The organism is uncultured Aquimarina sp. (genome assembly GCF_947492405.1).
Classification (GTDB): Bacteria; Bacteroidota; Bacteroidia; order Flavobacteriales; family Flavobacteriaceae; genus Aquimarina.
The window spans coordinates 221,547-237,774 of the sequence record NZ_CANLMP010000003.1 but is presented as its reverse complement, the minus strand read 5'-3'; the positions used below and the strand labels follow the sequence as shown (position 1 = coordinate 237,774).

The following is a 16,228-nucleotide window of genomic DNA, read 5'->3' as shown; positions in this document are numbered from 1 at the left end:
TCAAATTCGTCTCCGGTATATTCTAATACCATTTTTTATATAAAATTGCTGTAATCAAAATTGAGAAATGCTTTGGTTACAAAAGAAAAACCACCCCAATCAATGTATTGGAATGGTTTCATATAATTGTAAATTAAATATCGTAGTTTCTTACTTCTGTCTTAAAGCATTTTCAGCTTATAAGCTATACACCAGTATAATCATACTTCAAAATAGTAAACTCACAAAAACTATCTTTCCTTCTAAAACATATATCAAAAAGAGTAGCTCTAAGTTTACAGGTTTCTAGTTTGTTTTAAAATTCCAAACTCGGCCAATGGCAACACCTTGATTATTGTCTTTGGCAACAACCCTCCAATAGTATGTTTTATTTGCTAAAATAGCTACATCAAATGTTGAAGCATCAATATTTTCTGCAACTAATTGAGGAGGGTTGGACTCGCCAAAGTATACATCAAATAGTAATGGGTCGCCATCACTGTCTGCGGTATTCCAATCCAAAGTTGTTGCTGTTCCTGATAAAGATGCTCCTGATATAGGGAATACAACTTGAGGAGGATAAGGAATATTATTTATTCCAGCTTCAGGCTCCGTAAAAAAAGTTTGCGTACCGGTATATCTACTTTCATAACCTCTAGTATCAAAGGCTTTTACTCTCCAGAAGTAGGTAGTACCTTTCTCAAGATTAAAGGATCTTGTACTTTGAGAGGTATTTGTTTTAAATACTATGTTAGAAAAAGTATCATCTGTTGCAATTTCAATTATATATATGAATGCATTGGAAATATCAGATGTAGATGGTGTCCATTCAAAATCCAGATCAAAATTTGTACACACCAAATTATTGGTAGGATAGATCAAACGAGGTATCGAAGGAATAACTTCTATATTAAGACTGTCTACTTCTATGACGTCAAATTCTTCATCACTACAAGAGGAAAGTGCAAATACACTTAAAATAAGGATATATATGTTTTTCATTTGTTTATATTTTTATTAGTAGAATAGAATTTCTGCCTACCACAATAGGCAGAAATCTCATTGATTTACTCTTTTATGACCTTAAATGTTTTTATAGTTCCTTCGTTAATTCGAATGAAGTATACTCCTGATGATAAATTTTCCATTGGTAGGATCACCTGGCTATTGTTGATATGATATTCTCTAGAGGAAACAATCATTCCTAAAGCGTTATGAATATTGATCATAATTGTATTTTTTCCAATCTGAGGAAGTCTTAAAGTTGTATTTGAACGTGTAGGGTTAGGATATAAGCTAATGTTTTCAAATAAATCTTCTACTTTAGTTGTTAATTTCCCTTCGCATACCAGACTAGAAGTTATTTCTACAAGGTCTCCATTCTTAATCTCTACAAAGAAACTATTGGTAGCATACTCACCCATAATTTCATTATTAATACTGACCGTAAAGGGAGCAGTCCCTTTTTCAATTTCAACCTGCATTTGTTTATTGAAACCGTTTTCATTGGCAATAAATGTTTCTCCGGTCATGATAGTACCTTCTTGAATCACCAATTCAAAACAGAGTTCGCAATTAGGTGCTCCTGCAATAGTAATACATACCGGATATACTCCTGGAGTTAGATCTGTTACTACTAGATTTGACCTAAAAGCGTATGTTTCGTTATTGATAGTTGCAATATAATCTTGTTCCTCTAGAGTGTTGATTGTAATAATTCCATTGTTTTTACCTGGACAGGTTTCACTGGACGTCTGAATATTGAAATTGTTTTCTGGTAGCGCATCTATTGCACAAGGTATTACGATTACTGTTCTGGTAACTTGCACAGCTATATTACCAAAAGCATCAGTAGCATTATAGGTAATGGCATAACTGCCTACCGCATCGACAAAACCAGAAGCATCGATTCTAATATTCGATCCATCATCTGTAGTAGCACCTAATTCTGCATATCCTTCGCCCAATTCGATTACTTGTAGATTATCTCCTGTTAAAGTAATTACAGGAGCTGTAGTATCTACTACTTCAACAGATCGAGTAACTTCTATAGCATTATTGCCATTCGCATCTGTGGCGTTGTAACGTATTACATAGCTTCCAACGGTATCTTGAAAATCAGAACTATCTATCATTATAGGAGAGCCATCATCAGTAGTTGCTCCTAATTCTACATATCCAGTTCCGAATTCAATAATCTGTGGATTATCGCCATTCAAAGTAATTACAGGAAGTGTCGTATCTAACACCTCCACTGTTCGAGTAACTTCGATGGCGTCGTTTCCATTAGCATCTGTAGCATTGTAACGTATTACATAACTACCAACTGCATCTTGAAAATCAGAACTATCTATCATTACAGAAGAACCATCATCCGTCGATGCTCCTAATTCTACATATCCTGTTCCGAATTCGATTACTTGTGGATTATCTCCGATTAAGGTAATCATTGGTGCAGTGGTATCTACTACATTTACAGTTCTAGTAACCTCTATAGCACTGTTTCCGTTTGCATCTGCAGCATTGTAACGTATTACATAACTTCCTACTATATCTGCGAAATCTGAACTATCAATAATTACCGAAGAACCATCATCCGTTGTTGCTCCTAATTCTATATATCCAGATCCTAGTTCAATAATTTGTGGATTATCTCCATTCAACGTAATTACTGGTGCTGTTGTGTCTACAACCTCCACCATTCGCGTAACTTCTATGGCGTCATTTCCATTAGCATCTGTTGCATTATACTGTATCACATAGCTTCCTACGGCATCTTGAAAATCTGAATTATCTATGGTTATAGGAGATCCATCATCTGTAGTTGCTCCCAATTCTGTATATCCGTCGCCTAACTCTATAATTTGTGGATTATCTCCATTTAGTGTAATGATTGGTGCGGTAGTATCCTGTACAATCACGATACGTATTACTTCAGCGTCATTACACAAAGCATCTGCTGCACTGTATACTATCTGATAACTTCCTACTACATCCTGAAAAGCACTAGCATCAATCATCACAGGAGAACCATCATCTGTGGTTGCTCCCAACTCAGCATATCCATCACCTAATTCAATCATTTGTGGATTATCTCCATTCAACATTATCGCAGGAGGTGTATTATCAATAGTGGTTACATTAATCGTAGCAGTCTGTTGAGATACATTTCCATTGACATCGGTAATAGTAATATCTACCTGATTCATACCAAGACTTGTACAATCAAATGTTGTGTTTGTCATTTGTATAGTGTCAATCCCACAATTATCATAAGCTCCTGTACTTGGTACAAATGCCACATAATCATTAGTAGCAGACCATACAGTAGAGTTACGTCCTGGTACAGGTACTGCTCTTGTTCCATCAGAGTTTTCAACACCTTGAGTTTTTCTTTGACCACTAACAGCTGTGGATGGAATGCTAGTGGCATGGATCTCGATTCTATTATTAGATTCAAACATTTTAACCTGTACCGTTGTTGGGTCTATACTACTGTTATTATGTTCTACAGCATCAAAATCGACAATAGCAATTCGGTTTGGTGCCGTACCAATGGTAGCGTAACGTATCGTTCCACCATTTCCAGGATCTACATCATTCCAATCAAAGGCAATCAAATTATTAGGTTCGTCAGTATCTGGAAGTCGATCTCCACTACAACATCCATCATCATCTCCAGAAAATGAGATAAATCCATTAGATGAGATATAATATTCTGCATATTGATTTCCATAGAAATTGAAAATAAAATCGAACGGTAATGGATCCGATAACTCATCATCTCCTAATGTGATTTCTGTACCAATGGTACTAATATCCACTGGTGCAAAAGTACCTGAAATCTCTACTTGATACTGAGGTGCAGATGGATGAACTCTTATTACATCTTCCTGAGTTAATATTGTAGTGCCTGAAGCATCCAATATTACTACTTGATCTTGTGCTATATATAAAGGAGCTTGTGTGTCTCTTACAGTCACATCAAATGTACATTGAGAAGTAGTACCACTTGCATCTGTAATTTCAATAACATTGGTTGTCGTTCCTAATGGATAGAATTCTCCACTATCTAATCCTGAGATCAATGTATAACAGCTTGAATTATTATAGTTTATTGTAGCCCCACATTCGTTAGGGTTATTATCTACAATCATATTAGTAGGGCAAGCAACATCAATAGTTACTACGACATCGCAACTCACTTGATTACCATAATTATCCTGAACAAATAGGGTAACTGTATTGTCTCCAATATTCGAACAATTAAAGAAACTCCTACTTAAAAAGGCATTCGTTGAACAATTATCAGAAAAAGTACCTAAATCTTCTGGTGTTAATCTTACTTCACCTTGCTCATCTAAAAACACTGTAAAAGGAGCTACACAATTTATCACAGGGTCAATAGTATCTCTAATTCTAACTATTATATTTTGTACAGTTTCGTTATTATTAATATCAATTGCAGTAATGCTAATACCTCTAGATCCAACCGAGCTACAATCAAAATCAGTTTCACTGATTGTCATACTTTGCAATCCACAATTATCAGGAGTAGTCAATCCTAAATCTGCGGGAGTTAAGGTAAAGGTATTGGTCATCGGATCCAGATCAAATGGAATCGATAAATCCGCTGTAATATTAATTTCTGGTCCCGTTGCATCTTCTACATTCACCGTAACATCCATTGAAACCGAATTGTTTTGGTCATCTGTAGCAATCAATTGAATCACATTTGCTCCCAACATCGTACAATCGAAATCTGTTTGACTTAAACTAAAGTTTACCGTACCACAATTATCTGTAGCAATGGGATCAAAATCAGTAGGAGTAATAGAAATGTTACCTCTATTGTCTAATTGCACGGTAATCTCATTTTCACCAGCGGGTGACAAATCACCACGCACCCAAACTCTATGAATAGTACTTTGTGTATTGTTTGCAAAGTCATCTACTTCCCAACGACTTCCACCACCACGAATCCCCCAGTGATAAGCTCCTGCTGCCCAAAATGGAAAATTGGTTAAGGCTAAATCTCCTTGGTTATTAAATTCATTAAATCCCTGTGCTGGGATAAAAGCAGTGTGATCAGCAAAAACTGTATGATTTACACTTTCATTAATTCTATCAAAAGAGCCCGTTCCTGTTTTTACATAATCCAGTACTCGTTGGTAACTCGTTTTAAAATTAATTACTCTAGAGTGCCCAGTTGTTACTCCATAAAATCTCATTTCCTCAAAATCAATAGCTGCGGCTAATTGGTTACCAAAGTGTCCCCAATTGGCTGTTCCAGCTTCATCATCACCTAATGTAGAGGAACCTAGTAAAGGTAAATCTGTATTACGAATCGTTAGATTTGAATTATCTCCTGCTACATGTACATAATTTAAGATCATTAACCATCCACCGCCATCGGTGTCATTATCCAGTTCTCCCTGGAATGTATTACCATCAAAACTAAAGTAATATTGACCACTCGGCACACCACCTACTACAGATGATGCTAAGCTTCGAAAAGGTCTTGCCATAGAACCGTCTCCGGCATCACCAAATACAGGAGGGGTTGTATCTTGTCCTGGACCACATTGCGCTTGAATATGGTAAGTACATACAAAACACACTAGAAATAGTAGTATTTTTTTCATAGAAAAGGGGTTTAAAAGTTATTTGTTTTTAATTATTACACAGTATCTCTGCGTTGTAGTTAGTACAGGCAAGTTTTGAGATACCCTATTTTTATTTTTAATTCTTTTAAAATGGGTAGTTTACTGAGTATTGGTTTTAACTGAATGTGCAGAAAAGGATAGATGGTAAAAATAAGCTTTCATGGATTTTGAGATTTTAGATTTAGGTATGGCAAAAGTAGGTTATAGACTAACTCTAATACGAAAAATTCACCCCTACAAACGCCCCTACAAAATCATTCAATAATCTTTTAAAGCACTGTAAAATAAAATCTTGCGCCACGAATTCCAATTAAGTATAATGTAGTACGAATTCTTCTTGTTTATACTTTTATGAGTGTTGACAACTTCTTACTATTTGTGATTTTCGGTTATTAAAAAAAGAATGTATTTATTAAGTGAAGGGTTTCAATTTCCTTTTAAAATCATCAACTTATATTCTAAATTTCAAATTTTTAATAGTAATTCAGGTTTGATAACAGATCATTATTCAAAAATTGATATTATAAAATGATCATAATTAGTATTAGTTTTCAAGATATTCCAGGATTGGGGCTCCTTTTGGAGAATTGATTTTTTTACGTAAACGGTAACGGTTCATCATTACACTATCTTCTGATATAGCCAACATATTAGCAATTTGTCGAGTATCTAGTCCTAATTTTTCCATTGCAACCAATCTTTCTTCTGATTGTGTAAGCTCGTACCCTTTTTGTTTGATATTTTCAAAAAAAGAAGGGTATGCTCTTACAAACTTTTCTTTGAAATTATACCAATCATCTTTAGTTAAAATCTTTTCAGCTGCTACTTCTTGTAACTTTTTTAAAGAACTTTTTTGTACAACCTCAGCTTTTAGTTTATCAAGTTCTTTTGTTAGTTCTTCTTGTTCTTTACTTTTCGCCACTAGCTGTTTAATGAAACTTGTTAATTCTTGCTTATTTTTTTCTAATGCTTCTGCTGCTAACCTCACTCTACTTCTATATATCCTTCTTATAAGATAGGTAATTACAATTCCAGCAATTACTGTTACCAAAAATAGTATGAAATACAATCTTTTTTGAGCAGTTTCAGCTTCGGTAATCAAAGTTAGCTCGCTTTTTTCTTTTGCAAACTGTAAGCTGTCCGCCAACTTTTCCTGATTAAATTGATACTTAAGTTCTAATGCTTGTACCTTTTTAGCGTTTTCAATATTAAACACAGAGTCTGAATACTTTTTATGTAATCTATAATTTTCTAATGCTTCTTTATAATTTTCCAATTTTCGTAAAATAAAACTCCGTCTTAAATATGACTTGGATATACGTGTCTTGGCTTGTTGTTCTTTTGCAATAGTTAATGCTTGATCAATATAATTCAATGCACTTCTATATTCTTTAAGTTGCATATAACCACCTGCAATGTTATAATACACTCTTTGCAGGGATAAGCGGCGATTGGTTTTATCATCATACTCCAGATTTTCTTTATAGATTGCTATTGCCTTTTGATATTGTTTTTGGGTATGATACCAGGCGGCTAGATTGGAGTTTACTCTATAAATGTTTTCTTGATCTTGTAATCGTAAAAATGTCGCTTTTGCTTTCTGATAACTATTATAAGCTGAATCCATTTGCTTAGATTGACGATACGCAACTCCCATCATATTATACACAATGGCTACTCCTTTTTCTTCGTGTAAACTATCTTTAAGAACTATTGTTTTTTTGAAGTATTCAATTGACTTTTTATAATCTTTTTGATCCCTAAATACCATCGCCATATTATGATATATATCAGCTATATTAGAGTCATCTTTTAATTCCTTATATAGATTGAGAGATTTTAAATAGTAATCTACTGCTTCGGGGTAATCTCCTTTTCGTTTGCTTACAATGCCCAATGCTCCATAAACAACTGCTAGTGTTTCTTGCTTTTCTGTTTCTGGCCCTTTTTTAATGAGTTCTAAAGCATGTAAAAAATGTTTTTCTGCCTTTCTGAAATCTCTGATTATTTGATAGTCTCCAAGGTCAATAAGTGCCTTTATTTTTGCGGTATCAGATTGTGCCAACTTAACTTCAGTAGTAAGTCTAACGGCGGTAGTATCTTGCTCCTGAGCAGAAAACACTAAGCTTGTAAAAAGTAAAGAACATATAAAAACAATTATGACAGATTTTTTCATTATAAGGGGTATGATTAAGAGTATTAAAGTCTTGTCTGATTACAACCTATTTAAAGATACTAAAACAAACAGCGCATATTTACTTTTTGACTAAATAGTATGAATTTCACTAATATTTCTTTTATCAAACTTCTTACTATTTGGTTTAAAACATAATACAGGCGAATACGGAAATACCCTATCTTTTTTCTGATTTTTTTTAATAGCTTTGAAATTCCAATAAGGTTAACATCACATGGCTGAAGGAAATAAATCTGTTTGCGAAGAAAAGAATTTTGATAGTCTTTTCAATACTCACTACGAATCAGTGAGAAATCATCTGTATTATAAGTGCGGTGATCTTCAACAAGCAGAAGATATCGTACAGGATGCATTTGTGAAATTATGGAAGCAATGTGCTGATATTATTTATAATACTGCGAAATCTTTGATTTTCAAAATGTGTAATAATGCACTTCTAAATGAATTTGCACATAAGAAAGTGGTTTTGCGGTATGAAAGTACACCTCGAGATGATAGAAATCATGAAAGCCCTGACTTTATTATGGAAACTGAAGAATTTAGAGAAAAACTGGAATTCTGTATTTCAAAACTTTCTCCCAAGGAGCGAGAAGTATTTTTATTAAGTCGAATTGATAAAAAAACGTATAAAGAAATTGCTGAAATGACCAATATATCGGTAAAAGCGGTAGAAAGAAGAATGAGTAAAGCCTTTGTTACACTAAGGGAATTACTAGGAAGCGAAATAAAAATTTAAAAAAAGTAGGGTAATCCCATAACAACCTGTATTAGATATAAGAGCAGGGGTTTACCTAAACTTTAATAATTATGGAAAAGTACGAATCAGATGAAACATTAATAGCGCGTTGGGTAGCTGGTGAATTAAGCGAAGAAGAATTATCTGAGTTTAAGAAATCAGACGCCTACAAGATGTTTGACCGTATCAATGAAGAGTCGCAAAAATTTAAAGCTCCGCCAGTTGATAAAAGACAAGCACTTATCAAAACTAAAGAGCAGATTACTTTTGGTAAGTCTCGAAAATCTTCTAATACGATCTGGTATGCTATTGCTGCTTCCATTGCCATAGTGATTGGTATATTTGGTGTATTCAATTCTTCTAAAACATACCAAACGGCTTATGGCGAACAACTCGCAGTGGTTTTACCTGATGGTTCTAAAATTCAATTGAATGCAGATTCTGAATTAACACACAAGCGATTTTTCTGGATGAATAACAAAACCGTTCATCTTAAAGGAGAAGGATATTTTAAAGTACAAAAAAGTGATGGTTTTGCCGTTGAAACTTCCTATGGTAAGGTTGCTGTTTTAGGAACGGAATTTAATATTAAAACTCGAACAAACACTTTTGAATTAGACTGTTATGAAGGAGTAGTTCGATTTGATCAAACAAATGCCACGGTACATCAAATTTTACGCAAAAATGATCGTGTTATTATATCCGATGCTACTATAGTTAGTCAAAAATCAACTGAAGACCAACCTAATTGGATGAAAGGACTTAGCGTTTTTAAAGAACAACCGTTACAGGAAGTTATTAACGAAATAGAACGTCAATATAATGTTACTTTTCAATCAAATAAAGTGGATTTAACCAGATTATTTACGGGGAGTTTTTTACATAATGATCTGGAAACAGCGTTAAAATCTACTTTAACTCCTTTAGGGATTAATTATACCTTATCAGAGGATAAAACTATCATATATTTACCTTAAATTTGCTTTAAATTTTATAAAATCTTTGGCGTCTTCATTATAACATACGCAAAGATTATTATTAATGGTAAAGTCCCCTTTTTTTTATCATTGAATTCTTACTAAATACAATGAAAAATGCAGGTAAAAAACCCCTTACTATTTGCAGCATTACTGCTGTGTTCTATTTTTGGCTATGCCCAACAAAAAATAACCGTTACTTATTCTCAAACTCCTTTAAAAGAAGTAATAACAGATATCGAATCCAAAACTTCTATACTGTTTTCTTATGCTCCCGAAATTATAGCTTCTAAAATAATAACATTAGAGCAACAAGAAACAACAATCGATGGATTACTACCTCAATTAACATCGCAGACTGGATTAGTTTTTGAAAAAGTTTCCTCACAACAGGTGATTATTTCTGTTCCAAGAATTATTTGCGGATATGTCTTCGATAACGAGAGCAAAGAACCTATACCATTTTCTTTGATAAGCATCAACAATGAGCAAAGTACGGAAACTGATGAAAAAGGATATTTCAGTTTTAAAAATGTTAATACAGATGTAAACAATCTGAGGGTTACTTTTATCGGGTATGATGATAAAACACTTTCTCTGAGGGTCGGAGATCCTTGTCAGGAAATATACCTTAGTCCGCTTGGTGATACTCTTGATGAAGTCATAGTATTAGGTTATGTTACATCTGGTATCGACAGAAACAAAGATGGCTCAATCTCTTTAGACAGTGATAAATTAGGAATTTTACCAGGACTAGTATCCCCTGATATTGCGCAAAGTATTCAATTAATTCCTGGTATTTCTACTTTAGATGAGTCTGCTACTGGGATTCAAATTCGTGGAGGATCACCAGACCAAAATTTGATACTCTATGACGACATCAAATTGTATAATACTGGATATTTTTATGGAATGTTCTCACTCTTTAATCCTTTTGCAACCAAAAAAGCAACTATTTTCAGATCAGGTACAAGTGCTTCCTATGGAGATCGTATTTCTGGAATTATCGATATTTCCAGCGGTGATGCTATTCCTAAAAAAATAGAAGGAGGATTCGAAGTTGATGGATTGTCCTTAAACGGATATGCCAAAGTTCCATTATCAGAAAAAACCGCAGTATATGCCTTTGCCAGAAGATCGTATGCAGACGTATTAGAGACCCCAACATACAATAGTTATGAAGATAAGATTTTTACGAATTTTGGGGTAGCTCGTGATATTAATGGAAATGTACTAACCCTAGAAACAGATGATGATTTTAGTCCTGAATCAAGTAATACTGATTTTTCTTTTGCTGATTTTGGAACCAAACTTATTATAAAACCAAATGCAAAAAATCGTATTTCAGTGAGTGGGTTATACACTCGAAATCGTTTAGATTTTGATTTCACTGGAGATGGTGAAGAATTTGTTGTGGATTCACTAATTACCCAAAATAAGGGGTTAAGTCTTTCCTGGAAGCATACAGCAAGTGAAAAACAACATATAAAAGCTATTTTTTATTTTTCAGAGTATAATTCTTTTTACCAAAATGATGAAATCAAAGATGAGACGGACGATGGTATATTGGACCTAGCGGAAATTAATATCCGGAAAAATGATATTACCGATGTAGGAGCGAAATTTGTTTCCACTTCGACTATAAAAGAAAGGCAAAGTCTAAATCTAGGATATGAGCTGTCATATACGAATCTAGACATACTTATTAGTAAAGAAAATCCGGTGGATGCTGAGTTAGAAGGATCTGTACAAGACGATAACAATCTTAAAAATGCGGTTTTTGGGGAATACACTTATAGTTTTAAAAACAGTGGACTCATCAATGGAGGGCTTCGTTTCGTACATTATAGCTCTCTTGATCAATTTTTGATAGAACCTCGTCTTAATTTCGAATATCCCATAGGAGATCGTTTTAGATTTAAAACAGCCATTGAAAGAAGAAATCAACCGATTTCTCAGTTAGTAGAATTTAATCATACAGAACTGCGATTAGAAAATGAATTATGGCGTTTATCAGATGATAATCAATTTCCATTGTTAACCAGTAATCAAATTTCTGGAGGAATATTATATCATTTTAAAAATTTAAATATTGATATAGATGCTTATTATAAAGAATTGGAAGGACTGACAACGTTTACCAACGGTTTTAGTAATCCTCTGGAAAACCTCGAAGAAGGGGAAAGTACTATAAAAGGGATCGATGTTTTATTAAAATATAGATGGAATAACTACAAGATATGGGCAGGATACACCTTTAATGATATTACATTTCAATTTCCAAATTTGCAAGATACTCCGTTTAAGTTTTCTGGGAATAATGATATCACCCATTCATTTAGAATTTCTAACACCTTGCAATTGGAAAAATGGCAATTTTCTCTTGGATGGCAATTTAGAACAGGAAAGCCTGTAACACCTGTAAATAGTTATGAAATTATGATTGATGCGGATGGTGAGAACGCTGGTGTGGTAAATTTTGGATCTGTAAATAGTGATCGATTACCTGATTTCCATAGACTAGATGCTTCTATATTATATGACTTTAACATTAAATCTGGAAACAAAAAACTCAAATCACAAATTGGATTATCCTTCTTAAACATTTACAATAGAGTTAAGCCGTTAGACCTAATATATAAAGCAGAACGAAAACCTCTGGATGATGGTGGAATCGCCATACCAGGTACCGATGGATCTTCGCCTGAAGAATTAGAAGTAATCCTGGAACAGGTAATTCAACGTTTTTCTTTGGGTTTCACTCCTAATGCAGTTTTTAGAATCTATTTTTAGTACTTTATATGTTTTGACCTTAAGTCATAAATTATTGATTTACATTTATTTAAATAAAATTAAAAATATACTTCGGTAAACTCAGTGGATCATCAAGAATATAGTTTTGAACAACAAAACTATTCGATATACCTTATTGTCAATTCTAATCTTGTTTTGATCATAAGAAATTTAAATCAACTTCCGTTTTCATACTAAACTAAAAAACCCTTGTATAACTTGTACAAGGGTTTTAGATATTTAAGATAAATTTACTTTGTAAAATCTATTTCTGTTTAGTTTATCACTAACTTCATGGTTTTATTTACCCCATCAAGAGATACACTAAGAAAATACATTCCTTTTGAGTAATTAGTTAAATCAATTTGTGCGGTATTCTCCGAAGAATTCAATCCACTTCTTGTAGAAATTAATTTCCCTGCTAGATCAGTAACTCGATATGAAACTTCTGTAGCATTTCTCCATTGGATGTTAAATACATCACTAGATGGATTAGGAAATACGCTCAATACTGGTCTGTTCTCAAAATCATCTACACTTAGCGTATTACCTTCTATCTGTAGATCATCAACTATTACTCCTTCTTCATTAGTATTCTGGTCCGTAACAAAATTAAATCTAAACATAAAGCTCTCTTCACTAGCAAAAGCAACAAGATCATAACTATATTCTTTCATTGCAGTATCTGTTCCAGTCCATTGAGCTCCAGGGCAGTTAAAGCAATTAGAATTATTTGGTAAAGTATTACTATTATACCAATTTGGATCATTTGCTGTTCCTAAAACATTCCAATTTAAACCGCCATCAGTAGAGTATTCTATGTTTACAAAATCCCAATCTAACTCAATTTCAAAAGCCATATTAAACTTTAAAACAGGACTCCCTATAGTTGTAAGATCATAACAATTAGAAACTAAAAAACTAGTATTAGAATCTGCATAATTTCCATCCAGGTTAGTTCCATACACATTCTGTCCTGATGTAGCTGTATTAAGATCAGTTCCTGTAGGAATTCCACGTTCCCAAACACCTCCTACAACCAAAACATCATCACCTGAATCTTCAAAATCATTAATATCTGTACCAACTGCACTTGCATTAGTAATAAAAGTACCAGATAGTTCATTATTACCTGGATTAGTATCACCAGAAGTTGTAGTTATTATGTTCAAAGTATGTTCCCCAAGGTCTACAATTAATTGAGGTAAATCAATAGATTGTGTTTCACTAGGATTAATATTTCCAGTCCAAGTAGTTGTATTGGAGTTACCATCGACAACATATTCTATATCTAGAGACGTAATTGCATTAACTCCATTATTCCTAACTTCGATAGAAGGAGTTACATCACCACAGTTGATTTCAATACCTGGCGCATTTATAGTAAGTAAACGTACATCATTTTGAGCCAATTGAACAGGTATTTCTGATTGCCAAACTCCTCTACCATACGTTGCCGCAGTGATATTAGCATCATTTACGTTAATTTCTATATCTCTAACAGGAACATTTGGTAAGTTATTATCAAAAACCTCCCAAACTCCCGGAGTAGTATCGTCAGTTCTATATACGCCTGTAGATGTACCTACAAACAATGGATCATCAGAATGTGCTCCTTGATGCTTTATAACAAGTTTCGGAACACTTGGAAAATCTCCAGTAATATCAGTAAAATCAAGCCCACCATTTTCAGATTTATATATTTTTCCAGAAGTACCAGAAGTAGTAACATATAATATACTACTATCACTATTATGAACATTAATGGATGTAATTGATCTTCCGAAGTTTTCAACTAGATCAAATGTAGCTCCTCTATCTATACTTTTATACAATACTCCATTAATAGCCACAAACATATTATTTGAATTAGACGGATCTATTTCTAACCTATCAATACTACCTCCAAAAAAATCAGGAGAAACTCTGACAAAACTAGAACCATTAAGCCTATAAACCGCGTTATATCCAGCATATAACTCACTTTCTTTATTCATAACAAGAGGAGTTATCCAATTTCCAGAACTACCAGTTGGTTGGGATACACTTGCAGCCTGACTTACCCCTCCATTATTTGAGATCCAAAGGTTCTGTCCAAACTGCATAAACCCATAATAATTATTATCATTATTAGGATCAATCGCCGCATCCATTCCATCTCCTCCTCCATAAACATTCCATTCACCAGAACTGGTTAATCCAAAACTTCCATTATCTTGTAATCCACCAGCCATTTTCTTAGACTTTCCATTAGACTTAGAAACAGCAATTTTATAAAACTGTCCTATCTGCATTTTTTCTGTCAAATCAGAAAAAGTATTACCTCCGTTATTTGACTTAAAAATACCTCCATCACTTCCGCAAAATAATTCTCCATTAAAAAATCGTAGGAAGTGAATGTCAGCATGAGTATATGAAGCGGTCCTAGATGACCAGTTGTTTACTTGAGTAAAATTATCTCCTCCATTAGTAGATTTCCATACATCTAACTCTCCAGTGTATAACTCTTCCGGATTGGTGTCAGAAACAGCAAGTGCCATGTCATACCAAGCCTGACCTGCCCCAAAAACATTTTGAGTAGTTAATGTTCTCGTAAAAGAACTTCCGCTATCTGTGGATTTATATATCCCTTGAAAAGAACTTCCTGATCCTGCACTTAAAATATATACGTAATTAGGGTCAGCCGCAGTCACATCAATAGCTAATCTAGTTGACGAACTTGGTAAACCGTTTGTTATGATAGAAAAAGAATCTCCATTATCAGTAGATTTATATATCGTATTATCAGAAACTGCATATATAATATTTGAATCTCCTGGTTTCAATTTCATATCATTTACATCCGCACTTAATGTTCTAGTAAAATTTACACCAGCATCGGTAGATTTATAAAAACCACTACTTGTTCCAACAAAAACTTTGTTTCTATCTAATGGATCTAAATATATTTCACCTATTTTACTTCCATTTGAAATAGTAAAACTTAAACCTGTAGTATTCCAAGTCTGCCCTCCATCTGTAGATTTTAACAATCCTACACTAACTGTATCATTGGCATCATCATCACCTGTACCGATATAGACTATATTAGTATCTACAGGATCTATCGCAATTGCTGAAACTCCAATTTGCGGAAGCTCGTCTGATAATGGAACCCAGCTTGCACCAGCATCTTCTGATTTCCATATACCTCCTGCAGGAGTACCTGCATAATATTTATTGGGATCTACTGGATCTACAATAATAGTATTTACGCGACCTATATTGGCACTAGAAAAAGATCTATCAATAAAATCATCTGGTCCTAAAGCGATCCAATTACTCTGATCCGCCATTTTATTAAAAGAAGCTTTTTTCTGTAACCCTGCATCCCATATTTGCTTTGCGGTCATTAATGTACCATCATCATTTAAACAGTCTTTCCAGAAATTCTCCCATCTTTTAAAAGGCTTATATCCTGATCCCTTTTTGGTATGATCCTTATCTTTCCAGTACTCATTAAATGCATCTACAATCTCATGAAATTTTACCGGTTCTTCTATTCCAGCAGATCTTTTTTGTGCAGTTAGCTCTTTCATCCAAGGAGCATTTGAATTAAACTGCGAACTACCTGAAAAACAAATACATAATACGACAATTAAAAGAATATTTTTTTTCATTTTAAAAATTTTGTTGAGTTACTTCTATATTAAACAACTAAATACAAGGAAACCCTAATTAAATAACCGTTTTTTTTTCAAAAGTTCATAAACATATTTTATTTATTTAAATCATCAACTAAAACAGCACGTAAACCAGCTTGTCTTTAATTCAGTCTCAAGAATGAGCCAAAAAAAATCCATCAGTAAAACTGATTCAAACAAAAACTATAAACCATTAA

Annotated in this window: 7 protein-coding genes; 3 read left to right on the top strand and 4 right to left on the bottom strand. The window is 33.6% G+C overall.

Annotated features, from left to right (window positions below; translation table 11 throughout):
• Window positions 1-285: 285 nt before the first annotated feature.
• From Q0829_RS12685 to Q0829_RS12675, 3 genes are all read right to left on the bottom strand, one after another.
• Window positions 286-981, bottom strand: coding sequence for a fibronectin type III domain-containing protein (locus Q0829_RS12685; protein WP_298543341.1), 696 nt, complete (start codon window positions 979-981; stop codon window positions 286-288).
• Window positions 982-1,046: 65 nt separating this feature from the next.
• The gene (locus Q0829_RS12680) at window positions 1,047-5,624 is read right to left on the bottom strand and encodes an immunoglobulin-like domain-containing protein (protein ID WP_298543337.1); all 4,578 of its coding nucleotides are present in this window, start codon (window positions 5,622-5,624) and stop codon (window positions 1,047-1,049) included.
• Window positions 5,625-6,189: 565 nt separating this feature from the next.
• Entirely contained in the window at window positions 6,190-7,821 is a 1,632-nt protein-coding gene (locus tag Q0829_RS12675) for a tetratricopeptide repeat protein (RefSeq protein WP_298543335.1), read from the bottom strand.
• A 235-nt stretch (window positions 7,822-8,056) separates the two neighbouring features.
• On the opposite strand from Q0829_RS12675, the gene Q0829_RS12670 reads away from it, so the two are divergent.
• The 3 genes from Q0829_RS12670 (at window position 8,057) to Q0829_RS12660 (ending at window position 12,348) form a co-directional block, all read left to right on the top strand.
• Window positions 8,057-8,578 carry a sigma-70 family RNA polymerase sigma factor gene (locus Q0829_RS12670; RefSeq protein WP_298543333.1) on the top strand — a complete coding sequence of 174 codons (522 nt, stop codon included), beginning with the start codon at window positions 8,057-8,059 and terminating at the stop codon, window positions 8,576-8,578.
• Between the two features lie 71 nt (window positions 8,579-8,649).
• Window positions 8,650-9,555 carry a FecR family protein gene (locus tag Q0829_RS12665; protein WP_298543330.1) on the top strand — a complete coding sequence of 302 codons (906 nt, stop codon included), beginning with the start codon at window positions 8,650-8,652 and terminating at the stop codon, window positions 9,553-9,555.
• Between the two features lie 117 nt (window positions 9,556-9,672).
• Entirely contained in the window at window positions 9,673-12,348 is a 2,676-nt protein-coding gene (locus Q0829_RS12660; RefSeq protein WP_298543328.1) for a carboxypeptidase-like regulatory domain-containing protein, read from the top strand.
• Window positions 12,349-12,623: 275 nt separating this feature from the next.
• On the opposite strand, the gene Q0829_RS12655 is transcribed toward Q0829_RS12660, so the two are convergent.
• Window positions 12,624-16,007 carry a T9SS type A sorting domain-containing protein gene (locus Q0829_RS12655; protein WP_298543325.1) on the bottom strand — a complete coding sequence of 1,128 codons (3,384 nt, stop codon included), beginning with the start codon at window positions 16,005-16,007 and terminating at the stop codon, window positions 12,624-12,626.
• Window positions 16,008-16,228 lie beyond the last annotated feature (221 nt).

Excerpts from the sequence above, each read along its gene's own strand:
- Q0829_RS12685 (WP_298543341.1), bottom strand. The coding sequence starts at position 981 with ATGAAAAACATATATATCCTTATTTTAAGTGTATTTGCACTTTCCTCT.
- Q0829_RS12680 (WP_298543337.1), bottom strand. The coding sequence starts at position 5,624 with ATGAAAAAAATACTACTATTTCTAGTGTGTTTTGTATGTACTTACCAT.
- Q0829_RS12675 (WP_298543335.1), bottom strand. The coding sequence starts at position 7,821 with ATGAAAAAATCTGTCATAATTGTTTTTATATGTTCTTTACTTTTTACA.
- Q0829_RS12670 (WP_298543333.1), top strand. The coding sequence starts at position 8,057 with ATGGCTGAAGGAAATAAATCTGTTTGCGAAGAAAAGAATTTTGATAGT.
- Q0829_RS12665 (WP_298543330.1), top strand. The coding sequence starts at position 8,650 with ATGGAAAAGTACGAATCAGATGAAACATTAATAGCGCGTTGGGTAGCT.
- Q0829_RS12660 (WP_298543328.1), top strand. The coding sequence starts at position 9,673 with ATGCAGGTAAAAAACCCCTTACTATTTGCAGCATTACTGCTGTGTTCT.
- Q0829_RS12655 (WP_298543325.1), bottom strand. The coding sequence starts at position 16,007 with ATGAAAAAAAATATTCTTTTAATTGTCGTATTATGTATTTGTTTTTCA.